21 protein-coding genes are annotated in these 22,903 nt (G+C 71.8%); 17 read left to right on the top strand and 4 right to left on the bottom strand.

What is annotated here, in order from left to right:
• The first annotated feature begins 27 nt into the window (after window positions 1-27).
• A complete protein-coding gene (locus tag AB1673_10150; protein MEW6154333.1) occupies window positions 28-2,610 on the top strand; it encodes an ATP-binding protein in 2,583 nt (860 codons plus the stop codon).
• On the opposite strand, the gene AB1673_10145 is transcribed toward AB1673_10150, so the two are convergent.
• Window positions 2,595-3,305, bottom strand: coding sequence for a response regulator transcription factor (locus AB1673_10145; protein ID MEW6154332.1), 711 nt, complete (start codon window positions 3,303-3,305; stop codon window positions 2,595-2,597). The two genes, AB1673_10150 and AB1673_10145, sit on opposite strands and share 16 nt — an antisense overlap.
• Window positions 3,306-3,402: 97 nt before the next feature.
• Between AB1673_10145 and AB1673_10140 the strand changes: the two genes are divergently transcribed.
• The 13 genes from AB1673_10140 (at window position 3,403) to AB1673_10080 (ending at window position 15,176) form a co-directional block, all read left to right on the top strand.
• A complete protein-coding gene (locus AB1673_10140; GenBank protein ID MEW6154331.1) occupies window positions 3,403-3,939 on the top strand; it encodes a hypothetical protein in 537 nt (178 codons plus the stop codon).
• Entirely contained in the window at window positions 3,936-5,759 is a 1,824-nt protein-coding gene (locus AB1673_10135) for an ATPase, T2SS/T4P/T4SS family (GenBank protein ID MEW6154330.1), read from the top strand. Before AB1673_10140 ends, AB1673_10135 begins: the two co-directional genes overlap by 4 nt.
• Window positions 5,760-5,777: 18 nt before the next feature.
• Window positions 5,778-6,986 carry a type II secretion system F family protein gene (locus AB1673_10130; protein MEW6154329.1) on the top strand — a complete coding sequence of 403 codons (1,209 nt, stop codon included), beginning with the start codon at window positions 5,778-5,780 and terminating at the stop codon, window positions 6,984-6,986.
• Window positions 6,983-7,417: a type II secretion system protein gene (locus tag AB1673_10125; protein ID MEW6154328.1), complete on the top strand. Its 435-nt coding sequence runs from the start codon at window positions 6,983-6,985 to the stop codon at window positions 7,415-7,417. The genes AB1673_10130 and AB1673_10125 overlap by 4 nt, the downstream gene beginning before the upstream one ends.
• Window positions 7,414-7,959, top strand: coding sequence for a prepilin-type N-terminal cleavage/methylation domain-containing protein (locus AB1673_10120; GenBank protein ID MEW6154327.1), 546 nt, complete (start codon window positions 7,414-7,416; stop codon window positions 7,957-7,959). The genes AB1673_10125 and AB1673_10120 overlap by 4 nt, the downstream gene beginning before the upstream one ends.
• Window positions 7,956-9,362 (top strand): hypothetical protein, encoded by a 1,407-nt coding sequence (locus tag AB1673_10115; protein ID MEW6154326.1) that lies wholly within the window; start codon window positions 7,956-7,958, stop codon window positions 9,360-9,362. The genes AB1673_10120 and AB1673_10115 overlap by 4 nt, the downstream gene beginning before the upstream one ends.
• Window positions 9,363-9,390: 28 nt before the next feature.
• Entirely contained in the window at window positions 9,391-9,726 is a 336-nt protein-coding gene (locus AB1673_10110) for a prepilin-type N-terminal cleavage/methylation domain-containing protein (protein MEW6154325.1), read from the top strand.
• A gap of 79 nt (window positions 9,727-9,805) precedes the next feature.
• Window positions 9,806-10,924, top strand: a complete 1,119-nt coding sequence (locus AB1673_10105; GenBank protein MEW6154324.1) for a type IV pilus twitching motility protein PilT — start codon at window positions 9,806-9,808, stop codon at window positions 10,922-10,924.
• 14 nt (window positions 10,925-10,938) lie between these two features.
• On the top strand, window positions 10,939-11,973 hold the full coding sequence (locus AB1673_10100; GenBank protein ID MEW6154323.1) for a hypothetical protein: 1,035 nt from the start codon (window positions 10,939-10,941) through the stop codon (window positions 11,971-11,973).
• 95 nt (window positions 11,974-12,068) lie between these two features.
• On the top strand, window positions 12,069-12,416 hold the full coding sequence (locus tag AB1673_10095) for an STAS domain-containing protein (protein MEW6154322.1): 348 nt from the start codon (window positions 12,069-12,071) through the stop codon (window positions 12,414-12,416).
• Between the two features lie 7 nt (window positions 12,417-12,423).
• Window positions 12,424-12,867 carry an ATP-binding protein gene (locus AB1673_10090; protein MEW6154321.1) on the top strand — a complete coding sequence of 148 codons (444 nt, stop codon included), beginning with the start codon at window positions 12,424-12,426 and terminating at the stop codon, window positions 12,865-12,867.
• Between the two features lie 371 nt (window positions 12,868-13,238).
• The gene (locus AB1673_10085; protein ID MEW6154320.1) at window positions 13,239-13,628 is read left to right on the top strand and encodes a hypothetical protein; all 390 of its coding nucleotides are present in this window, start codon (window positions 13,239-13,241) and stop codon (window positions 13,626-13,628) included.
• 123 nt (window positions 13,629-13,751) lie between these two features.
• Window positions 13,752-15,176 carry a hypothetical protein gene (locus AB1673_10080; protein MEW6154319.1) on the top strand — a complete coding sequence of 475 codons (1,425 nt, stop codon included), beginning with the start codon at window positions 13,752-13,754 and terminating at the stop codon, window positions 15,174-15,176.
• Between the two features lie 7 nt (window positions 15,177-15,183).
• On the opposite strand, the gene AB1673_10075 is transcribed toward AB1673_10080, so the two are convergent.
• The 3 genes from AB1673_10075 to AB1673_10065 are packed head-to-tail and all read right to left on the bottom strand — an operon-like array spanning window position 15,184 to window position 17,031.
• Window positions 15,184-16,035 carry a hypothetical protein gene (locus tag AB1673_10075; protein MEW6154318.1) on the bottom strand — a complete coding sequence of 284 codons (852 nt, stop codon included), beginning with the start codon at window positions 16,033-16,035 and terminating at the stop codon, window positions 15,184-15,186.
• Window positions 16,016-16,534 carry a SigE family RNA polymerase sigma factor gene (locus tag AB1673_10070; protein ID MEW6154317.1) on the bottom strand — a complete coding sequence of 173 codons (519 nt, stop codon included), beginning with the start codon at window positions 16,532-16,534 and terminating at the stop codon, window positions 16,016-16,018. Before AB1673_10070 ends, AB1673_10075 begins: the two co-directional genes overlap by 20 nt.
• A 32-nt stretch (window positions 16,535-16,566) precedes the next feature.
• Complete coding sequence (locus AB1673_10065; protein MEW6154316.1) at window positions 16,567-17,031, bottom strand: hypothetical protein; 465 nt, start codon at window positions 17,029-17,031, stop codon at window positions 16,567-16,569.
• 88 nt (window positions 17,032-17,119) lie between these two features.
• Between AB1673_10065 and AB1673_10060 the strand changes: the two genes are divergently transcribed.
• From AB1673_10060 to topA, 3 genes are all read left to right on the top strand, one after another.
• The gene (locus AB1673_10060) at window positions 17,120-17,800 is read left to right on the top strand and encodes a metal-dependent transcriptional regulator (protein MEW6154315.1); all 681 of its coding nucleotides are present in this window, start codon (window positions 17,120-17,122) and stop codon (window positions 17,798-17,800) included.
• Entirely contained in the window at window positions 17,797-20,109 is a 2,313-nt protein-coding gene (locus tag AB1673_10055; GenBank protein ID MEW6154314.1) for a sodium-translocating pyrophosphatase, read from the top strand. Before AB1673_10060 ends, AB1673_10055 begins: the two co-directional genes overlap by 4 nt.
• 62 nt (window positions 20,110-20,171) lie before the next feature.
• Window positions 20,172-22,787, top strand: a complete 2,616-nt coding sequence (gene topA / locus AB1673_10050; GenBank protein MEW6154313.1) for a type I DNA topoisomerase — start codon at window positions 20,172-20,174, stop codon at window positions 22,785-22,787.
• Window positions 22,788-22,903: the final 116 nt, after the last annotated feature.

Genomic DNA, 22,903 nt, shown 5'->3' with positions numbered 1-22,903 from the left:
CCGGCCGGAGCGTAGGGGCGCAGCCAAGTGGGCGGGGAGCGGGCCAAGCCGCAGGGGCAAGCCGACGAGCACCCGGACGGCCGTTACGCCCGCCTGGAGATGGCCGCGGACCATGCCCGCCGCCACTTGGCCCTCGTCCAGGCGGCCGGGGCCGTCCTGGAGGCGGTGGTGGACGATGCCGATGTCGCCCTTGCCCGCGTCTTGGACGTGCTGGTGCCCGAGTTCGCGGACTGGTGTGCCGTGGACGTTCCCGACGGCGACCGCGTGCGCTCACTCGGTTGGCGGGTTTCCGAGAGCCTTGGCCCCGGCCCGCGGGCCGAGGCGGAACGGCTGCGGGCGTCGTGGTCGGGCCCGGCCGCCGGGGTGATCGCCAGCGGCCAGGCCGCCCTGTACATCCCGGGGACGACGCCCCCCGACCGCGCCCGCGCCCTCGGCTCCCCGCCGGCTGGCCCTGGCGGCGCGGGCTCGGCCCTGGTGGTGCCGGTGAGGCTGCGGGGCCTGACCATGGCGGCCATCAGTTGCGGCACCGTGCCGCCCCGCCGGGGCTTCCGCCCGTCGGACGTGGCGGCCGCCGAGGAGGTCGCCGGTAGGGCCGCCTTCGCCCTCGAGCGGGCCCTGTTGTTGCGCGAGCGCCAGGAGAGGGCCGAGGAGGCTGGGGCCCGGGCCGCTCAGCTCCGCCGGCTCATGGAGGCCGCCCTGGCCGTCCGCTCTCGTCACTCCCTGGCCGAGGTGCTCGACGTGGGAGCCGAGCAAGCTCGCCGGGTTATGGGCGCGAGCGCGTGCGTGGCCCTGGTGAGGCCCGACGACGGCCAGGCCGGCGACGGTGAGACCGCGAACGATGCCATGGGCGGTGGCCTGGCCGTCTCTCGGGCCGTCCCATGGCCCCCCGAGGCGGTTGTCGACCGTCTTTGCCAGCGGGCACGGGCGTCGGCCGCCCCGACACCCGAGCCCGGCCCCGCGCCTGGCGTCCCCCCTCGCCCCGCGGGCCCCGGGGACGGGCCGGGAGCGGTGCTGACCGACACGTCGGGTACGGTGCTGGGTGCCATCGTCGTCGGTGAAAGGGCGGACGGCCGGCCCTACGCCGAACACGACGAGACCCTGCTCGTCTCTCTTGCCCAACTCGTCTCCGAGGCGGTGGAGGGCGCCCGCCTCTACGAGCGGGCGCGAACGAGCGAGGCCCGCGCCCGGGCTCTGGTGGACGCCTCTCCCCTGGCCATAGTCGAGCTCGGCCCCACCGGTGAGGTCCGGGACGCCAACGCCGCGGCCGTGCGCCTGCTGGGGTGGTCCGGTTCGGTGGAGCCCCGCCGGTTCCCGGTGCTCTACCCGCCCGAGGGCGGCGCGGTGGACCTGGCCGCCGAGGTGGCGGAAGGCCCGACGATGGTGGACCGTCGGCTGGTCCTGCAGTCGGCGGCCGTTGTCGAACTGTCGGTGTCCACGGCCCCGCTGCCGGCCGCGGGCCTGCTGGTGGTGCTGGCCGACGTCACCGAACGGCGCCGCCTCGAGGCGGAGATGGCCAAGACCAAGCGCATGGAGGCGGTCGGGCGGATGGCGGGGGGCGTGGCCCACGACTTCAACAACCTCCTCACCGTCGTACTGGGCCACAGCCACCTGCTGCTGCGGTCCATGGACGAGGGGGACGGCGGCCGCGCCCACGTCGAGTCGATCAAGGAGGCGGGCGAACGGGCGGCCAGCCTGTCGGCCCAGCTCCTCACGATCGCCCGGGGCCAGATCGTCACCCCCGCCCTGGTCGACCTGAACCACGTCGTCGAGTCGATGAACGTGGTCGTGCGGCGGCTGTTGCCCGAGGACGTCGAGGTCCGTGTCAGCACGGCGCCCGGGGTACCGGCGGTAGTGGCTGACGCCGGCCAGCTCGAGCAGGTCCTGCTCAACCTGGCCGTGAACGCTCGTGACGCGGTAGCCGGCGGCGGCCTCGTGGAGATCGCGACCAGCGGGCGCCCCGGCTGGGCCGTACTGCGGGTGTCCGACGACGGGGAGGGCATGACCGCCGAGGTGAGAGAACGCTGCTTCGAGCCCTTCTTCAGCACCCGCCGCCGGGCCAGTGCCGGTCTGGGCCTGGCCACCGTCTACGGCATAGTCACCCAGGCCGGCGGTCGGGTGGAGGTCGACAGCGCGCCCGGCCAAGGCACGACGTTCACAGTGGAACTGCCCGCTGCCGCGGGGACGCCAGCCGTGCCGGCCGCCTCGCCGGCGGCCGCCCCCGGAGGTCGCGAGCGCGTGTTGCTGGTGGAGGACGACCCGGCGGTGCGCTCACTGACCAGGGACATGCTCGAGCGGGAGGGCTACGGCGTGACGGAGGCACCGGGAGGGGCCGAGGCGCTGCGCCTGGCCCGTGCCGGCGAGCGGTTCGACCTCCTGGTGACCGATGTCGTGATGCCCGAGGTCGACGGCGTGAGCCTGGCCGCCGTTCTGGCCGAGCTGTGTGGGCCCCTGCCGACCCTGTTCATCTCCGGTTATCTGGACACGTCGGCGGGGTGGTCCGAGGGGCTGCCCGAGGGTGCCCAGTTGCTGGCCAAGCCGTTCGGGCCCGGGGAGCTAGCGGCCAAGGCGAGAGAGGCCATCGCCGGCCGGGGCGCTCAGGGTTCGAGGTAATAGCCGACCCCCCGGACGGTCTTCACCCAGCGGGGGTTGTCGGGCTCGGCCTCGATGTGGTGCCGGATCCGGCGCACGTGCTCGTTGACCGTGCGGGGGTCCTGCCAGTCGCCCGACGAGCCCCACACCTGGTCGAGCAACTGTTCCCTGGAGAAGACCTGGCGGGGGGAGCGGGCCAGGAAGGAGAGCAGGTCGAACTCGCGGGCGCGGAGGGCGACGGGTCGTTGACCGACCAGGACCTTGCGGGCCGCCAGGTCGATGCTCAGGCCGTCGCCCATCTCCAGCAGCGGCGGCCGAGACCCGGTGGCCCGGCGCAGGACCGAGTTCACCCGGGCGGCCAGCTCGGGCGGCGAGAACGGTTTCACGACATAGTCGTCGGCTCCCAGCTTGAGCCCGATGATCCGGTCGGGCTCGTCCCCCTTGGCGGTCAGCAGGATGACAGGCACGTCACTCGTGCGCCGGACCCGGGCCAGGAAGTCGAGCCCATCCTCGCCCGGCAGTACGACGTCGAGCAGGACCAGGTCGGGTGAGAACCGGCCGAGGGCCTCGAAGGCCTGGGGGGTGTCGGCCGCCTCCTCGGTGTCGAAGCCCTCGGCCGACAGGTAACGGGCGATCAGGCGACGGACCGAACCCTCGTCGTCGACCACCAGCACCCGCCGACGTGGGCTCACCCCCGGCCGTTCGTGCAGTTTCATCGCCAGCCCTGATGCTACCGGCCGGGGGCTGCGGGAGTTGGCCGAGCGTTGGCCGTGGCCCGTCCGCCTGTTGGCCTGGACGGTTCACCGTGGGGGCGTGGAACGACTAGGTACCCCAGACCGGCCCTCCCTCAACGTCCTGGTCGTGGGTACCGACGACTGGGCTGTCGACCAGGCCGTGGCCGCCCTGGGGGCCAGGGGCCACCGTGCCCTGACCTGCCACCGCTCCGGAGAACCGGCCTTCCCGTGCAACGCCTTGGTCGAAGGCCGCCACTGCCCCCTCGACGTGGGCTTCTCGGTGGTGGTCACCGTCAGGGCCCGCATGAGCCGCCAGCCCGCCCAATCCGAGCTGGGCGCGGTGTGCGGGCTGCACGCCGGCGCGGCGCTGGTCGTCGCCGGGGTGTCGGCCGACAACCCCTTCCAGCCGTGGGCCCGCTCCGTCGTCGAGGCCGGTGGCGACCTGGTGACCGAGTGTGAGCGGGCGGCCACCGATGTGGCCTCGGCCCATCCGTTCAGCTCCGTTGGGCCCACCGAGGTCGGGACCTTCGGCCCTGGGGGCCCGGCGGGCACAGGCCGATCATCTGTACTTGTGGAGGGGAACCGTTCGACGGGGCAGGCCGGGGCCGACCGATGAGCCCTCGATCGACATCGCCGCGGACGGGCGTGATGGCCCGGCTGGCCGAGGCGGCCACCGCGACCGGCCTGCAGCAGGCCAACGGCCACGGTGCGGCGCCCCGTCCGGTGGGCCCCGCACTCCGGACCGCGCCCCGGCCGGGCTCCGGGTTGCTGGGTGAGCTGCTGGTGGCCAACGGGCTGGCGACCGCGGCCCAGGTGGAGGGTGCCCTCCGCCGCCAGCGCAGCTCGGGCCGGCGGATCGGCGAGCTCCTGGTGGAGGCGGGCATCGTCGACGAGCGCGACGTGGTGTCGGTCGTGGGCGAGCAGCGAGGGATTCCCGTCGTCGACCTGCGCCACACCAAGGCCGACCCCGCGGCCCTCGCCCGGCTCCCCGAGGAGGTGGCCCGCCGGCTCACCGCCATCCCCCTGAGAGTGGCCGGGGGGGCCACCGAGATCGCCGTCGCCGACCTGCCCGGATCGACCGCCGCGCCCGAGCTGGCGGCCGCCACCGGCGGCCCGGTCCGGCTGGTCCTGGCCGCGTCCAACGACATCCGCCGAGCCATCGACTCGTCCTACCGGGCGCTCGACAACGTGGCTCAGCAGGTCAAGGCGTTCGAGGCGGCCGCCGCGGCCCGCGAGGTCCGCGAACCGGCCGCCGTCGAGCGGTCCGACGAACCCGACGCCCCCGTCGTCGAAGTGGTCAACGCCATCGTGGCCCAGGCCCTTCGTGACCGGGCGTCGGACATCCACGTCGAGCCGCAAGGTGACAGGACCCGGGTCCGTTACCGGGTGGACGGGGCACTTCACGAGGTCCTCTCGCTCCCCCCGGCGATGGGCCCGGTCCTGGCAAGTCGCATCAAGATCATGGCGAACATGAACATCGTCGAGCGGCGGCGGGCCCAGGACGGCCAGTTCGCCACCGTCATCGACGGCCGGGCCCTGGACGTGCGGGTGGCCACCAGCTCGACGATCAAGGGCGAGACGGTCGTCATGAGGCTGCTCGACAAGAGCAAGAGCCTGTTCGAGCTCAGCGAGCTGGGCATGCCCGAGGGCACGAGCACCGAGTTCACCCGCCTGGTGCGCTCGCCCTTCGGCATGGTGGCGTGCGCCGGCCCGACGGGCAGCGGCAAGACCACGACCCTCTACGCCGCCCTCGCGGAGATCAACACCCCCGACCGCAACATCGTCACCATCGAGGACCCCGTCGAGTACGTGGTGCCGTCGATCAACCAGACCCAGATCAACAGCTCGGCCGACGTCACCTTCGCCGGGGGGCTGAAGGCGATCCTGCGCCAGGACCCCGATGTGATCCTGGTGGGCGAGATGCGTGACGCCGAGACGGCCCGCATCGCCGTGCAGTCGGCCCTCACCGGCCACCTCGTGCTGTCCTCGATCCACGCCACCGACGCCGTGTCGGCCCTGTTGCGGTTCCTCGACATGGGCATCGAGTCGTTCCTGGTGGCCAGCTCGGTCATCGGGATCGTCGGCCAGCGGCTGGTGCGGCGCACGTGCACGGAGTGCCGGGCGCCCTACCGGCCGAGCGCCGAGGAGATGGCCTACTTCCGCCAGTTCGGCGGCCCGGCCAAGAACCGCTTCTGGAAGGGGGCGGGCTGCAACTTCTGCAGCCAGACCGGTTACCAGGAGCGCATCGGCGTCTACGAGCTGCTCACCGTCGACGAGGCCATGCGCGAGTTGATCGTACGGCGGGCACCGGCCCCCGAGCTGCGCGAGCTCGCTCGCGCCCAGGGCATGAGGACCCTCCAGGACGAAGGCGTCCGCCTCGTACGGGAGGACGTCACCACCATCAGCGAGATCGTGCGAACGGTCTACGTCGCCTAAGGCCAGGGAGCACCGCCGATGACCGTCTACGTGTACAAGGGACTGGCGGCCGACGGGACGAAGTCCCGGGGCCAGGTTGAGGCCAGCAGCGCCTATGGGGCCAAGGCCCAGCTCGCCCCCTACCAGTTCACCCAGGTGCACCTGCGCGAGCAGAAGGGGATCCTGCACGCCGAGATCACCCCCAAGAAGGTCAAGCCCCTGGAGGTCATGCACTTCTCCCGCCAGCTGGCCGCCTTCATCCGGGCGGGCGTGCCCATCGTCGACGCCATCGGGGTGATCGCCGAGGAGACGACCAACGACCGGTTCCGCACGGTCTTGGCCGAGGTGCGCGACGCCTTGCGGGCGGGCGAGACGTTCTCGTCGGCCATGGGGGCCAACCCCGACGTGTTCCCCCGCTACTACCTGGAGATCCTGGCCTCGGCCGAGCTCACCGGGAGCCTCGACAGCGTGCTCGACCAGCTCGCGGGCTACATCGAGCGGGACGAAGACGGCCGGCGCCGGATCACGGCCGCCCTCATCTACCCGGGGATCGTGCTGGCCATGTCGCTGGTCACGGTGGCCGTGCTGGCCGGGTTCGTGCTGCCCCGCTTCAAGGACTTCTTCAAGTCGTTCGACGCCACCCTCCCGCTGCCGACGCGCATCATGATCGCCCTCGGGGACTTCGTGTCGAACTTCTGGTGGGCCATCCTGGCGGTGGCTGCCATCGCCGGTGCCTACGTCTTCGCGACCCTTCGGACCGAGGTCGGCAAGCGCCGCCGCGATGCACTGGTCCTGCGCATCCCGGCGGTCGGCGACGTCGTGCGCTTCGCCGTGCTGGAGCGGTTCTGCCGGATCCTGGCGGCCATGACTCGCTCGGGCGTGCCCCTTCCCGACGGCTTGGCCGTGGCTACCGGAGCGGCCGGCAACCGGGTCTTCCAAGAGTCGCTGGTCGGGGTGCGCGAGCGCATGGTCAACGGCGAGGGCCTGTCCGAGCCCCTGGAGGCGACTGGCCTGTTCCCGGGCGTGGCCAACCAGATGGTCCGTGTGGGCGAGGAGACGGGCACCCTCGACCAGCAGCTGGAGACGGCGGCCGAGTTCTACGAGATCGAGCTGGAGTACAAGGTCAAGCGGCTCACGACCCTGTTCGAGCCGGCGGTGATCGTCATGGTCGGCCTGCTCGTCGGGTTCGTGGCCATCGCTCTGATCTCGGCCATGTACGGGATCTTCAACCAGGTGCAGGTGCAGTGAACGCCACCGCGCGGGAGGCGGGCACCACGCTCGTCGAGGTCGTGGTGGCCGTGGCCATATTGGGCATCGCCATCACCACGATCGTGGGCGGCATGGGCACCTCGATCATCGCCTCGGACCACCACCTCAAGCAGTCCCAGGCCCACACGGTGCTCGTGAGCGCCGTCGGGGCCGTCAAAGACGCCACGGCCAACCCCTACCAAAGCTGTGCCGACGCCTCCACCTACGACCCGGCGGCCGGTGTAGCCCTACCCGGCGGCTGGACGGCGGCCGCCGTGGCCGTCACCGGCGTGGATCACTGGGACGGGTCGGCGTTCTCGCCCTCGTGCCCGGCTCCTGACGGCCGGCTCCAGCTCGTGACCGTGACCGTGACCACACCCGACAGCCGGGCCACCGAGTCGGTCTCGTTCGTCAAGAGGGACCCGTCGTGAACCGCGGCCAACAGGGCTTCACCCTCATCGAGGTCGTCGTGGCCGTCGCCATCCTCGGCATCGTCATGGTGCCGCTCACCTCGGCCATGGTCGTCGGGCTGCGGACCAGTGACCGCACGGCCTCGGTGCTGGTGAGCTCGGCCGACCGCCAGCTCCTGGCCGTCCACCTGACCCCCGACATCGAGTCGTCTTCGGGCCCGGTCGGCACAGACCCGGCCACGCCCACGGGCTGCGCCGGGGCCAGCGTGGGCACCAACGTCCTCCACCTGCAGTGGCGGGAGTTCTCGTCGGCGGGTACCCCGCCCACGACCGCCGTCTCGAACTACTCCGCCTCGTGGCGGGTCGTGGCCGACGGCAGCCGTTGGCACCTGGTCCGGTTCGCGTGCACCACCGGCGGCCCGGCCACCGAGACCCTCGTGGGCCGGGCACTGGCGGACGGCTCGGCGGCCACCGCCTCGGTGTCGGGGGCCACCGTGTCGCTCACCGTCACCGACCACCTCGGCGCCCAGTACACCGTGTCGGCTTCGCGGAGGACGCCGTGACCGCCCGCCGGCTTCGCGACGAGCACGCCGACGAGCACGGCGACGAGCGCGGCGCCGCGCTGCTGATCGCCCTCGGGTTCCTGTCGCTCTTCGGGCTGTTCATCGCCACCCTGCTGGCCCAGACCGAGGTCAACCTGAAGGCCACGGGCGTGACCCGGGCCGTCAACGACCGGTCGTACGCGGCCGACGGCGGCCTCGAGTGGGGCATCGAGGCCCTGCGCACGTCTGACGCCAACTGCGCCGACGTAGCCGCCGGCGAGCAGGTGCTGGCGGGCACGCCCGACATCAACGGTCGGACCGTGACGGTCACCTGCCGGGCCCTGGCCGGCTCGGCGGCCTCGCCCGCGGCCGGCCCCTGGTCGGTCGTGACCACCAGCGGGGCGGCCGACAGCTTCTCGGTCGTGGGAGGGGCGGCCGCGCCCGTGGGCATCAACGGGGGCGACGTGTACGTGACCGGCGACATGGCCCTGGCGGGCACCGTGGCCGTGACCGGAGGCGACGTGGCCGCGGCCACAGCTGGCTGCACCCAGCCGCCAGGTGTGTCCATCGGCGAGCCCGACCTGTGGTCGTGCGCCGCCGGCCCCGCGCCCACGGTCGTCGCCCCCCTGCCGCCAGCCCCGCCGATCCGGTCGTTGCGCACCTCCTTCCTCTGCGTCTCGACCGGCCACACATGGACCATCCACCATCCCGGCAAGTACACGACGGGCCTGGGCGAGACGCTCGACCTCGGGGCCCGCAACTACTTCGAGAGCGGCGTCTACTACTTCGAGAACGTGAACCTCAGCTTCACCAGCCGCACGGCGATCGGCGGCGAGCCCGCCCCGGGGGAGACCAACGTGCTGGCGGCGGCCTGCCCCAACGACTCGTCGGCCGGTCCTCTTTCGGAGGCATCGGGCAAGGGCGTCGTGTTCATCCTCGGAGGGACGTCGACGATCACCCTCAGCGACTTCGGGGCGGGCGCCACCCAGGTCGAGCTGTTCACCCGCACGCCCACCGGCGGCGGCCCGGCGAACGGCTTCTCGATCATGACCGTGCCCTCACCGGCGCCCGCAGGTTACGTGGCCCACAGCGCGGCGGCGGCGCTGACGGTCAACCAGGGGACTGCACGGTTTGCGGTCCACGGGCTGGTGCACAGCCCCGACGCCTCGGTCTCGGTGTGGGCCACCAGCGCCCAGCCCCCGCTCATGGCCGGGGTGGTCGCCTCGAGGTTCGTGGTGCAGACCAACCCGGGTGCCACCGGGCCTCTGGCGGCGGTGGCCGCCCAGGGCCGGCGCACCGTGCTTCTCACCTCGTCGGCGGCGGGTGCCGCCCCGGGGGAGGTCGCGACCGTCCGCCGGGCGGTCGTGAAGATCGCCAACGATCCGGGCCGTTCTCCGACGGTCCGGTCGTGGCGGGCCCAATAGCAGAGAACCAAACAGGAGGAACAAGAAAGTGATCAAGCGCATAGTTGCCAAGAGGGACCAGCAGGGTTTCACCCTGATCGAGATGCTGGTGGTGATCGTGATCCTCGGGATCCTGGCCGCCATCGTCGTGTTCGCCGTGAGCGGCCTCGGGGACCGGGGCCAGGGTGCGGCGTGCGACACCGACTTCAACACGCTCGTGACCGCCGAAGAGGCCAACTTCGCCATGAACGGGGCCTACACGACGGAAGCCAACCTGGTGGCCAACGGCCTGCTGGCCCGGCAGTCGACCCTGCACGACATCACCCTCGGCGGCGGCGGTACCAGCTACACGGTCACCGCTGTGGCTGGCGGCCCCTGCGTCTGACCTAGTCCGCCGGGAGGGCCCGGCGCCGGCACGCTGACCGCCGGGGCCCGGGCCCTCCCGGCTCGCCAAGGAGCCCCACATGCCCAAGACCACCCAACAACTCATCGAGCGCCACCTCGCTTCCCTGTGGGAGCTGGGCGGCACCGACCTGCTCCTCACCCCGGGCTGCCCGCCCCTGGCCCGGGTCGACGGCGAGATGGGGCCCCTGGAGGGGGAGCCTGCGCTCGCACCCCAGGACACGGCCCGGATGGCCGACGCCCTGCTCACGCCCGAGCAGTCGGCCGCCCTCACGAGCGAGCGGGAGGTCGACTTCTCCTTCGCGTGGCGCGACCTGGCCCGCTTCCGGGGCAACTGCTTCCACACCCGGGGCGAGGTGGCCGTGACCCTGCGGCTCATCCCCCGCGAGATACCCAGCCCCGAGGTGCTCGGGTTGCCGGCGGCCGTCTCGGCCTTCGCCCGGCTCCACCAGGGCCTCGTGCTGGTCACCGGCCCCACCGGTTCGGGCAAGACCACGACGTTGGCCTCGGTCATCGACTGGGTGAACAAGAACCGGGCGTGCCACATCGTCACCCTCGAGGACCCCATCGAGTACCTGCACGAACCCCGCATGGCGGCCGTCAGCCAGCGCGAGATCGGCACCGACAGCCTGTCGTTCGCCCGGGGCCTGCGGTCGGCGCTGCGCGAGGACCCCGACGTGCTGCTCGTGGGCGAGATGCGCGACACCGAGAGCATCCAGACCACCCTGACCATCGCCGAGACCGGTCACCTGGTGTTCGCCACGCTGCACACCAACGACGCCGCCCAGGCCCTCGACCGCATCGTCGACGTGTTCCCGGCCGAGAACCAGGACCAGGTGAAGGTCCAGCTAGCGGGGTCGTTGGCGGGCGTCGTCAGCCAGCGCCTCCTGCCCCGGGTGGACGGCGGCCGGGTGGCGGCCTTCGAGGTGCTGGTGGCCACCCACGCCGTCCGCAACCTGATCAAGGAGGGCAAGACTCGCCAGATCCGCAACGTGATCCTCACCGGTCGTCGCCAGGGCATGCGGACCTTGGAGAACTCGCTGACCGAACTGGTCGAGCGCGGCCTGGTCTCCTACGAGGAGGCCGTCAGCCGTAGCCTGTTCCCCGACGAGGTCCACCGGCGCCCGCCCAGTGGTCAACCTGCGATGATGGCCGCGGCGGCGACGGCCAACGCCCGCTGACGGGAGGCGGACAGATGTCCTGGGAGCAGCGCAGTGAGATGACCAAGGCCCTGGCCTTGGTCCCCATCGTGGCCTTGGTGGCCGCCCTCGGGGTCTGGTTCGCGACAGCCAGCGACTCCGACGTCGTGGGAGGGCCGGTGGCCGTGTTGGGCATCGACGCCGAGGACGGAGGGGTGGGCGCCCACGGCCCGGTGTCGGCCTACGCCGGGCTCGTGGAGGACATGCTCACCAAAGTGACCAACGGGGGATCGGGCATCTTCGTGATCGGCGGGGGCAAGTTCCCGACCCCGCCGCTGGTCGACGAAGTGACCGCGTTCTGGAGCGCCCTCGACGTCGAGGTGCTGACCACCACGATGGGCTACGTCAACGGCGCCGCCGCGATCGCGGCCGCCGACTTCACGGGGTGGGCCATGCTGGCCGTCGTCAGCAGCGAGACCGAGTCGCCCAGCGGCGGGCTCACCGACGAGGAGAACGACGCGCTGGTCGGCCGGGCGGCCGACATCGCCGACTTCGTCAACAACGGGGGCGGCCTCATCGGCCTGACCCAGACCGGCTTCGCCTCTCCTTACCTCTACCTGGGGGGGATCGGCGGCTTCACGGCCATCTCGGGGCTGGAGTTCGACGACATCACCGTGCTGCCCGCCGGCCTCGAGGTGGGCCTCAGCGACGACCTCGACGTGTGCTGCTGGCACGACGAGTTCATCGAGTTCCCGTCGTTCCTAAGTGCGCTGGCGGTCAACCCCACCACCGGCAACCCGGTCGTGCTGGGCGGGAGCCAGGTGATCATCGAGCCGCCGACGACCACTACCGAGCCGCCGGCCACGACCACCACGACCGGTTTCCCGCCGGGCCAACCCACCACCACCGTGCCGTCGAGCGGGCCCACCACGACCACGGTCCCGACCACGACCACGACCGCGCCGAGGGCGACCACCACCACTGTGGCCCCGAGCCCCACCACGACCGTTCGGGGCCCGACCACGACCACGACCCGCCCGGTCAGTACGACCATACCGGCCACCCCGTCACGCCCCCGCTTGACCGGTTAGGTTTCGTCGCCGCCGCTCCGGCGGTACAAGCCTTGCGGTCCGAGGCCCTTGACGGCTCGTGGACAGGCTAGGTTTGAACCGGAACAGGAGGGTCAATGGATCTCGGTCTCGAGGTGACCGAACGCAACGGTTACTCAGTCCTGAGCGTGCGGGGCGAAGTCGACGTCTATACCGCGCCGAAGTTCCGCGAGCGCCTGATCGAGATGGTCAGCGAGGGCAAGCACCAGATCATCGTCGACCTCGAGGGCGTCGACTTCCTCGACTCCACCGGGCTGGGGGTCCTGGTTGGCGGCCTCAAGCGCCTCCGCAGCCACAACGGCGACCTGCTCCTGGTGTGCACCCAGAGCCGGATCCTCAAGGTCTTCGAGATCACCGGTCTGACCAAGGTGTTCTCGATACACGACTCGGTTGAAGCCGCCACCGGGTCGCCGGCCCAGAACTAGGCGTTAGTTGTCCGAGGTCGTCGAGCTCGAGATCCCCGCTCGGCCCGAGTTCGTGGCCTTGGCCCGGCTCATGGTCTCGGCCATGGCGGCCAGCGAGGCATCCCTTTCCGATGACCAGGTGGACGACCTGAAGATTGCCGTCTCCGAGGCCTGCACGAACGCCATCGAAGCGCACGGCTCGGTCGAGGCTCCCGACGGGGTCGTGCTGCGTTGCTGGTCCGACGACCGGGCCCTGCGGGTGAGCGTCGAGGACAAGGGCCCGGGCTTCGACCCGGCGTCGCTGCCCGATCACCCGCCTCCGACCGACCCCGACCGGCTGAAGTTCGAGCGGGGGCTCGGCATCCCCCTCATACGGGCACTCGTCGACGAGGTAGACATCAGTTCCTCGGGTGACGGCACCGAGGTGCGGCTGGCCATGTGGCATGGTCCGGTGCGGACGGTCGGCTCCTGACAGGGAGCCATCTCGTGCGCCTGCAGGGCGGCTTGCTCTGAGCGGCCCGATCGGCTAATGGCCAATTATGAGCCAGGGCACCGGTGTCCTCATTTCACGGCGGTGGTTGGGGTCAAGATCGGCTTTGGCTTCCCTTGGCCGGAGAACGCCTTTGAGGATGTCCGGTGTCCTGTGCTGGTTCATGTACCATTAGCGCGTCACACCGTGCCCGACAAGCATTGGGTCCGGCGGTAACCCTATAGGTAGTGGATATCGGCTTCAGCCGATGGTCCGGCCAGTGCCCTTGGGCTCCGGGGTGGTCCGAAACGACAAGGAGGATCCCAGGAATGCCGAAGAAGGCTGCCGCGGCAGCGGCCAAGCCAAGCCGGACGATGAGCGACGAGCACAAGGCGGCATTGGCGGAGGGCCGTGAGCAGGGCAGGGTGGTCCGGCGGTACCTCGAGGCCCTCGACAGCCACCGTCCCAAGCGGGGCCGCAAGCGCACCACCGAGACGGTGTCCAAGCGCCTGGCCGACGTCGAGCAGAAGTTGGCGACCGCCGACCCGCTGTCTCGTCTCCACTTGACCCAGGAGCGCATGGACCTGCAGCAGCAGCTCGATGCGTCGGGTGAGGGGGGCGTCGACCTTGCGGGGCTCGAGTCGGAGTTCGTCGCGGTGGCTGCCGGTTACAGCCAACGCAAGGGCCTCACCTACCAGGCATGGCGCGAGGCGGGCGTTGAGCCCCGGGTCCTCAAGGCAGCCGGCATCGGCCGCGGGAGCTGAACGCCGCCCTTTCGGGCGTTTCGACGAGGACCGGCCCTTGGGCCGGTCCTCGTTCGCGACCGGTGTGCTTCAAAGGGCCAGCGGGCGGGCCCCCGGCGGTGCCGGTAGATAGCCTCTCGTCCCATGGCCGACAGCCCGGGGACGGTGTGCGCCCGGCACGGTACCGAGACCCGACTGAGCTGTGTCGAATGCGAGCAGCCCATCTGCCCGTCGTGCGCCATCCGTACCCCGGTCGGGTTCAAGTGCCCCGACCACGCCACCGCACCCCGCCGGGCCCGGAAGAGCTCGGCCTGGCCGCCCTTCATGGTGCTGGTCCTGCTGGCGGTGGCCATCTGGTGGGTGCGTGACCGTCCCGCCCAGCAGACGGCCGCCGGGCCCACGTGCCCCACGCGGGCCGCGCCCGACGTGGGCATCGGGCCCGACGGCGGCGGCACGACCTGGACAGAGCTAGAGCGCTCGCCTCTGTGCGGGCGGTTCTCGGCCGTCTCGGTGTGGACGGGCCAGGAGCTGGTCATCTGGGGAGGCCAGAACTGCGCGGGCGCCGAGTGCCCCTCGCCCCGGGCCCCGAGGATGGCCGACGGGGCCGCCTTCGGGCCGTCGCGGAACACGTGGCGCACGGTGGCGGCCGCCCCGATCGACGGCCGCGACGGCGCGGCCGCCGCCTGGACGGGCACCGAGGTGGTCGTCTGGGGCGGGAGCAACCAGTTGGGCCTGCTGGCCGACGGCGCGGCCTACGACCCGGCCCGCGACGAGTGGCGCACGGTGGCGCCCGCACCGATCAGCGCCCGGGGCGAGGCGGCCGCCGTCTGGACAGGCCGGGAGCTGGTGATCTGGGGGGGCAGCGGCGAGCCCCACTCGGACGGGGCGGCCTACGACCCGGCGACGGACTCGTGGCGCCCCCTGGCCCCGGCTCCCGTCGAGGGCCGGGCCGCCCCCGCCTCGGTGTGGACCGGGCGGGAGGTGCTGGTCTGGGGCGGGTCGGCGGGCGGCGAGGACCGGGCCGACGGCGCGGCCTACGACCCGGCCCGAGACTCCTGGCGGGCCCTGGCGCCCTCGCCCCTGCCGCCCCGCAACGGGGCCGCCTGGGTGTGGAGCGGCCGGGAGCTGATCGTGTGGGGCGGGGCCAGCGGCACCGAGCTGCTGGCCGACGGCGCGGCCTACGACCCGGCCACGGACCGCTGGCGGGAGCTGCCGGCCGCGCCCGTCGTGCCCCGGGCCAGCGCTCTGGCCGTCTGGTCGGGCCAGGAGATGCTGGTCTGGGGTGGCCTGGGCCTGGCGGCCGACAGCGGAGGGGACTCGGGCGTGGTGGTCGGCCCGGTGGGGGGGCGGCGCCTGGCGCCCGATCTCATCGTCCCCCGGGGCGACGGTGCGGCCTACGACCCGGCGTCGGGTTCCTGGCGGCGCCTGGAGCAGGTGGCCCTGCTTGGTAGGGCCTACCCGGTGGGGGCCTGGGACGGCGAGGCCATGGTCGTCTGGGGCGGCGTCGTGCTGGTGGACAGCCCGGCTTCTGCGGCCGACGGCGCCCGCTACACCCCCCGGCCGGGGTGAAGCTCGGTCAGGGCACCACCACGGTGATCTTGCGGTCGCCGTAGCTGCCGTACGGGTCGTGGCACAGCGAGTGGAGCGAGCGAGCCGAGAACGACACCGTGTATGTGCCAGGTTCGGCGTAGGTGTGGCTGACCGCCGCCTCCACCCGGTCGGGCTCGGGTACGGGCGGCGTCCAGGGCCCGTAGGCGGCCAGGCAAACGGCCACCACGCAACCGGGGCTGCTCCCGGTGTAGGTGGTGTTGCCGTCCCCGAAACTGACGCCGCGGCAGCCGTCGTCGACGGGCGCGTCGGGGTCGGTGTAGACGACGGCGAAGTCGAAGGTGCGGGGGTCGTCCGGTCGGGGCGTGGCCGTCACGTCGATGGTCAGGGGCTGGTTGGGCTCGGGCTCGGGCTCCCACCTGAACGGCCCGCACGCCTCGTCGGTGCTGTTCAGGCAGATCGGCCCAGCCACGGTGGTGGGCGGGGCGGCGGTGGTGGCGGTCAGCGGCGTGGTCGTGGTCACGGGCCGGGCGACGGTCGTCGGGGCCAGGGGGCGAGCCGGCTCCAGGGCCACGGTCGTCGTCGGCTCGGCCACCGAGGTGGTCGTCGCCTCCCCTCCCCCTTCGGCCCCGCCCGGGCCGGAAGCGGGCCACCCGGGGGCGGCGGGGGCCGTAGCCCCCCGGGTCGCCACCTGCTGCGGCGTGCCCGCGGGCAGACCGGCCATCACGGCCGCGCCCACGGCCAGGGCGGCGACGGCGGACAGGCCCACGCGACCTGCCCGCCGGCGCCGCCGGCGCCGCTCGCCTTCGGAGTAGATGTGGTCGAGCAGTTCCTGGCGCCCGCGACGCCGGGGAAGCTCCTCAGGCTCGATGGAGGGCAATGGAGATCTCCTCGTCGTCGTGGAACTGGCGGCGGAGCCGCTGGGTGGCCCGGTGGGCGTGGGCCTTGACCGTCCCGGCCGAGATGCCCAGCAGGCGGGCCACGTCGTCCTCGCTCTGGTCGGCCAGGTAGCGCAGGACGACCACGGCCCGCTGGCGGGCGGGCAGGGCGGACAGGGCGGCCGCCAATGCCGAGCGCAGCACCACCGCTTCCTCCATGTCGGCCGCGAAGCCGGCCTCGGGGACCGGTCGCTTTCGCCGGACGGTGTCGATGGCCAGGTTGGCCGTCACCCTCAGCACCCAGCCGACCCGACCGGGTTCTCCGCGCAGCCGGCCCCAGCGGGCGTAGAGCCGCACGAAGGCTTCAGCCGCTAGGTCCTCGGCCACGAAGGCGTCGCCCACGATGCGGTAGGCGACCCGCTGGGCCATGGGGAAGGTCGACTCGAACAGCGCCTCGAAGTCGGGGTCCCGGTCGGGGGTGCGATCGGGGGTGCGGTCCACACCCCTACCAACGTTGCGAGGGCCCCGGGGGTTTACCCCGCGGCCCAGGGCTCCGGTGCCTGCCCGTCGATCTGGCGCACGAACTGGTCGAGGAACCACCTCCGGAAGGCCAGCGCCCGGGGCGGCGTGGCCAGCGTCAGGAGTGCCCCACCCCGCCGGCAGTACTCGTCGGCCTCGTCGAGCATCTGGCCCAGGGCGACGGCCGCATCACGTGCGGCCGCCGGCACCAGGTACTCGAGGTCGATGCTCGTCACCCCGCGGGCCACGGCCGCGGCCAGGGCCGCCTCCTGGTCGCCAGTGAACCCCTGGAACTGCCGGCCCAGGCGCTCGACGAGGTCGAGCAGCCGCCGGGGGACGTCGGGTGCGCCGTCGGTGGACGGATCGCGGATCAGGGCGAACTCGCGCATCAGCCCGTCGGTGTGCTGGGCGGCCTCCTGATAGGCGTCGAGGGGGAGGCCGACGATCCTCACCTTCACCAGCTCGACGGTCCCGCTCATCGGGCACAGTCTACGAACTGGCTCGCCGCGATGGCCGGCGGTACCAGCGTTCAGGCCGCCAAAATCGTGGTTATCATGAGCCGAAACCATGGAGCCGTCGCTTACGAAGTCAGAGCGCGAGACCCTGAAGGCGATCTACCGCCTGGCCCACAACGGCCAGGACGCCCATACCGGCGCCCTGGCCGAGTCGCTCAAGCTGTCCCCCGGGACGGTGACGGCCACCGTGAAGCGGCTGGCCGAGAGGGACCTGCTCGACCACGAGCTGTACAAGGGGGTCAAGCTCACCGCCGCCGGCCAGCGGGCGGCCGTGGCCGCCATCCGCCGCCACCGGATCGTCGAGCGCTTCCTGGCTGACATGCTCGGTTACGCCTGGAACGAAGCCGACCGCCTGGCCGGTACGTTCGAGCACGACCTGCCCCGGGAGGTCGAGGACCGGCTCTACGTGGCTCTCGACCGGCCCACGGCCTGCCCCCACGGCTTCCCGATCCCCGCGCCCGAGGTCGTCGACATCCCGACCATGCCCCCGCTCTATGACCTCGAGGCCGGAGACGTGGCCGTCGTGGCCGTCCCGGGGTCGGTCGACCCCGCGGTCGTGGAGTTCCTCGACACCCTGGGCGTGCGGCCCGGGGTGGTCGTCGAGGTCCTGGAGAAGCACCCGTTCGACGGGCCCCTGGTGGTCCGGGTCGACGGGCATGCCCGCACGCTGGGTGACAAGGTCGCCCGCCAGATCTACGTACGAAAAGTGGAACGAAGGGAGCAGTCGGCATGATCGTCGCCGCGGAGGGCGGGTACCAGGCGTTCGAGTTGGGCGGCGCAGAGTGGTTCTGGCTCCTGTTCTCGGCCTTCACGGCCCTGCTGGCGCTGGGCGTGGGCTTCCTGCTGATGAAGGGGGTGCTGGGGGCCGACAAGGGCACCCCCAAGATGCAGGAGATCGCCCTGGCCATCCAGGAGGGGGCCATGGCCTACCTCCGGCGCCAGTTCCGCACGATCGCTTGGATCCTTGTCCCTCTGGTGATCATCGTGTTCATCACCTCGACAGCCGTGCTCCGGCCCGATGGCTCCGAGGCCTTGTCGTTCTTGCAGTCCGGGGCCTTCCGCACCCTTTCCTTCCTGGCCGGCTGCCTGTTGTCCGGCCTCACCGGGTTCATCGGCATGGGCCTGGCCGTGAGGGGCAACGTGCGTACCGCCGCGGCCGCCCGGTCGGGCTCGCTGCCTGCCGCCCTCAAGGTCGCCTTCCGCACCGGTGGCGTGGCCGGCATGTTCACGGTGGGCCTGGGCCTGCTCGGTGCCACCGTGATCATCATGCTTTTCCAGAACACGAGCTCGGCCATCCTGGTCGGGTTCGGGTTCGGCGGGTCGCTCATCGCCCTGTTCCTGCGGGTGGGCGGGGGGATCTTCACCAAGGCGGCCGACGTGGGCGCCGACCTCGTCGGCAAGGTCGAGGCCGGCATCCCCGAGGACGACCCCCGCAACCCGGCCACCATCGCCGACAACGTGGGCGACAACGTGGGCGACTGCGCAGGGATGGCCGCCGACCTCTTCGAGAGCTACGAGGTCACCCTGGTGGCCTCGATCATCCTGGGCGTGGCCGCCTTCGAGTCGATCGGCATGAACCCCGCCCTCGGCCTCGTGTTCCCGGTCGTGGCCCGGGCCGTGGGCGTGCTGGCCTCGATCGTGGGTGTGTACGCCGTGCGGGCCACTCCCAAGGACAAGTCGGCCATGGCTCCCATCAACCGGGGCTTTCTGACGGCCGGGCTGCTGACGGTGATCGGCACGTTCCTGGTGGCCCAGTTCTACGTCGGCAACCTGCGGGTCTTCTGGGCGGTGGTCATCGGCCTGGTCCTGGCCCAGGTCGTGAGCCGCATCACCGAGTACTTCACGTCCACCGAGACGGCGCCCGTCCAGGAGATCGCCGAGTCGGCCCGCACCGGCCCGGCCACCACCGTGCTCTCGGGGATCTCCTCGGGCCTGGAGAGCTCGGTCTGGGCCATCGTGGCCATCGCGTCGGCCATCGGGGTGGCCATCGCCCTGGGCGAGGGCAACATCCAGTTCACCTTCTACCTGGTGGCCCTCACCGGTATGGGCATGCTGGCCACCACGGGGGTGGTCGTGTCCGAGGACACCTTCGGCCCGGTAGCCGACAACGCGGCCGGCATCGCCGAGATGTCGGGTGAGTTCAGCGGCGAGCCCGAGCGCATCATGGTCAGCCTCGACGCCGTGGGCAACACCACCAAAGCGGTGACCAAGGGGTTCGCCATCGGGTCGGCGGTCATCGCCGCCGTGGCCCTGTTCGCCAGCTTCATCGAGACGATCGGGGCCGAGACCCTGGGCACGGCCGCACTGAGAGAGCTGGAGGAGGCGGGCCAGACCGTGTTCGACGTGATCCCCATCAACGTGGCCGACCCCAAGACGTTCATCGGGTTGCTCATCGGGGGCTCCATCGCCTTCCTGTTCTCGTCCCTGGCCATCCGGGCCGTGGGCCGCACAGCCGGCACGGTCGTGCAGGAGGTACGCCGCCAGTTCGCCGACGGGCTCATCATGGCCGGCAAGAAGCGGCCCGACTACGGCCCCGTGATCGACATCTGCACGGCCGCCTCGTTGCGGGAGCTGGCCACGCCCGCCCTGCTGGCCACCCTCACCCCGGTGATCATCGGGTTCGGGATCAACGTCTACGCCCTAGGGGCCTTCCTGGCGGCCGTCATCCTCACCGGCCAGCTCATGGCCAACTTCCTCTCCAACTCCGGGGGGGCGTGGGACAATGCCAAGAAGTACATCGAGGACGGCCACGAGGGGGGCAAGGGGAGCGAGGCCCACAAGGCAGCCGTCATCGGCGACACGGTCGGAGACCCGTTCAAGGATACGGCCGGGCCGGCCCTCAACCCGCTGATCAAGGTGATGAACCTGGTGTCGCTGCTGATCCTGCCGGCCGTCATAAACCTGTCCGACAACGACCCCGCCCGGTTCACCGTGGCCGGCCTGGCCCTGGTCGTGCTGATGGGCGCCATCGCCTTCTCCAAGCGCAAGGCGCCCGCCATGATGACGGCCGCCCCGCAAGAAGCGGGTGCCGCCGGGGGTTGACCAGTTGACAGGGGGTCCCCTGTCTGAACAACCTCTGGCGCTGACTGCGCTAGGAAGGAACCGTGGCCAAGCCCCTCGTCATCGTCGAGTCCCCTGCCAAGGCGCGCACGATCGCGCGCTTTCTGGGGAACGGTTACGTCGTCGAATCCTCGGTCGGCCACATCCGTGACCTGCCCCGGGACACCAAGGACATCCCGGCGGCCTACAAGGGCGAGCCGTGGGCCCGGCTGGGGGTCGACGTCGACAACGGCTTCAAGCCGCTCTACGTGCTCCTCAAGGAGAAGAAGGACGTCGTCGCCAACCTCAAGCGGCTGCTCAAGGAGTCCGACGAGCTCTACCTGGCCACAGACGAGGACCGTGAGGGGGAGTCCATCGCGTGGCACCTCCTGGAGGTGCTGTCGCCCCCGGCCCGCATCCCGGTCAAGCGCATGGTCTTCCACGAGATCACCGCCACGGCCATCCGCCAGGCGGTCGAGCAGTCCCGAGAGCTCGACCGGCGGTTGGTCGACGCCCAGGAAGCCCGGCGCATCCTCGACCGCCTGTACGGCTACGAGGTCTCGCCCGTCCTGTGGAAGAAGGTGCTCCCCCGGCTGTCGGCTGGCCGGGTGCAGAGCGTGGCCACCCGCGTGCTCGTCGATCGTGAGCGGGCCCGGATGCGGTTCCGGTCGGGGACCTACGCCGACGTGGAAGGGGTGTTCGACAAGGACGGGGAGCGCTTCGGGGCCACGCTCGTCTCCCTCGACGGGGCCCGCCTCGCCACCGGCCGGGACTTCGACGAGACCGGGGGCCTCAAGGCGGCGGCCAAGGACAACGTCCGGCTGCTCGACGGGGCCGGTGCCCGGCAGGTCGCCGACGGACTGGCGGGGGCCGACTTCGCGGTGCGCACGGTCGAGGAGAAGCCCTACCGGCGCACCCCCTACGCCCCCTTCATGACCTCGACGCTCCAGCAGGAGGCCGGCCGCAAGCTGCGGTTCTCGGCCGCTCGGGCCATGAGCGTGGCCCAGCGCCTCTACGAGAACGGCTACATCACCTACATGCGGACCGACAGCACCACGCTGTCGGAGACGGCCATCGCGGCCGCTCGCAACCAGGCGGCCCAGCTCTACGGGCCCGACTACGTGCCCGAGAAGCCCCGGCGCTACGAGAAGAAGGTCCGCAACGCCCAGGAGGCTCACGAGGCCATCCGCCCCGCGGGCGACACGTTCCGTACTCCCGACCAGGTGGCGGGCGAGCTGGCGGCCGACGAGCGCGCCCTCTACGACCTGATCTGGAAGCGCACGGTGGCCTCGCAGATGGCCGACGTCCGGGGCCGCAGCCTCCAGGTGCGGCTCGGTGCCAAGACGGCTACCGGCGAGGATGCCGAGTTCTCCTCGGCCGGAAAGGTCATCGAGTTCCCCGGTTTCCTGCGGGCCTACGTCGAGGGCTCAGACGACCCCGAGGCCCAGTTGGAGGACCGCGAGGTCCGCCTGCCCCAGCTCGCACCGGGCGACAGGGTCACGGCCAGCGAACTGGTGCCCCGGGAGCACGCCACCCAGCCGCCCGCCCGGTTCACCGAGGCCTCGTTGGTCAAGGCCCTCGAGGAGCTGGGCGTGGGCCGGCCCTCGACCTACGCCACCATCATCGGGACCATCCAGGACCGGGGCTACGTATGGAAGCGGGGGACGGCGCTCATACCGTCGTTCATCGCGTTCGCGGTGGTGGCCCTGCTCGAGCAGCATTTCTCCGAGCTGGTCGACTACGAGTTCACGGCCCGTATGGAGGATGAGCTCGACCACATCGCCACCGGCCGCGAGGAGTCGCTCCCGTGGCTCTCGCGGTTCTACTTCGGCAACGGCCGGCCGGGCCTCAAGGCCCTGGTGGGGGACCGCCTTGGTGACATCGACGCCCGGGAGATCAACTCGATCCCCGTGCCCGGGGCCGACGGCGTGGTCGTGCGGGTCGGCCGCTACGGGCCCTATGTACAACAGGGCGAGCAGAAGGCGGCCGTTCCCGAGGACCTGGCACCCGACGAGCTGACGGCCGAGAAGGCCCAAGAGCTGCTGGCCGCGCCCAGCGGGGACCGCGAACTGGGGGTCGACCCCGAGACGGGCCTGGCGGTCATCGCCAAAGCGGGCCGGTTCGGGCCCTACGTCCAGCTGGGCGACGGCCCCGCCGACTCCAAGAAGAAGCCCAAGACGGCCTCGCTGTTCAAGGACATGTCGATCGAGACGGTCTCGCTGGAGACGGCGCTGGAGCTGCTGTGCCTGCCGCGCGTGCTCGGGGCCGACCCAGCCGACGGGGTCGAGGTCACCGCCCAGAACGGCCGGTTCGGCCCCTACGTGAAGAAGGGGGCCGAGACCCGCAGCCTCGACTCCGAGGCCCGGCTGCTGACCGTCACCCTCGACGAGGCTCTCGCCCTGCTGGCCGAACCCAAGCGGCGCGGTGGCCAGCGGGCAGCCGCCGCCCCCCTGCGGGAACTAGGGCCCGACCCCGTGTCCAATGCCCAGGTGGTGGTCAAAGACGGCCGTTTCGGGCCCTACGTGACCGACGGCACGACCAACGCCTCGCTCCGCAAGGGTGACGACGTGGAGGAGATCACGATCGAGCGGGCCGCCGAACTCCTGGCCGAGCGCCGGGCCAAGGGCCCGACCGCACCCCGGAAGCGGGCAGGGGCCAGGCGCAAGGCCTCCGGGGCCTGAGCGCCCTGCACGAGGAGATGCGCCCGACAGGCACCGGCCTCCTGGGCGACCGGTGCGATTGCCGTCCGGCTCTCCGCGTCCGGGCGGTCGAAATGCCCCTGACCAGGGCATATGAA

It is taken from the genome of Actinomycetota bacterium (genome assembly GCA_040754375.1).
In the GTDB taxonomy this organism is placed as follows: domain Bacteria; phylum Actinomycetota; class Acidimicrobiia; order Acidimicrobiales; family AC-14; genus JBFMCT01.
This window is presented reverse-complemented; position numbering and strand designations above follow the sequence as displayed.

Bases quoted from the DNA above. Each gene is read 5' to 3' on its own strand.
- AB1673_10105 (MEW6154324.1), top strand. From the start codon at position 9,806: ATGCCCAAGACCACCCAACAACTCATCGAGCGCCACCTCGCTTCCCTG.
- AB1673_10080 (MEW6154319.1), top strand. From the start codon at position 13,752: ATGGCCGACAGCCCGGGGACGGTGTGCGCCCGGCACGGTACCGAGACC.
- AB1673_10085 (MEW6154320.1), top strand. From the start codon at position 13,239: ATGAGCGACGAGCACAAGGCGGCATTGGCGGAGGGCCGTGAGCAGGGC.
- AB1673_10055 (MEW6154314.1), top strand. From the start codon at position 17,797: ATGATCGTCGCCGCGGAGGGCGGGTACCAGGCGTTCGAGTTGGGCGGC.
- AB1673_10065 (MEW6154316.1), bottom strand. From the start codon at position 17,031: ATGAGCGGGACCGTCGAGCTGGTGAAGGTGAGGATCGTCGGCCTCCCC.
- AB1673_10130 (MEW6154329.1), top strand. From the start codon at position 5,778: ATGACCGTCTACGTGTACAAGGGACTGGCGGCCGACGGGACGAAGTCC.
- AB1673_10095 (MEW6154322.1), top strand. From the start codon at position 12,069: ATGGATCTCGGTCTCGAGGTGACCGAACGCAACGGTTACTCAGTCCTG.
- AB1673_10135 (MEW6154330.1), top strand. From the start codon at position 3,936: ATGAGCCCTCGATCGACATCGCCGCGGACGGGCGTGATGGCCCGGCTG.
- AB1673_10060 (MEW6154315.1), top strand. From the start codon at position 17,120: ATGGAGCCGTCGCTTACGAAGTCAGAGCGCGAGACCCTGAAGGCGATC.
- AB1673_10100 (MEW6154323.1), top strand. From the start codon at position 10,939: ATGTCCTGGGAGCAGCGCAGTGAGATGACCAAGGCCCTGGCCTTGGTC.
- AB1673_10145 (MEW6154332.1), bottom strand. From the start codon at position 3,305: ATGAAACTGCACGAACGGCCGGGGGTGAGCCCACGTCGGCGGGTGCTG.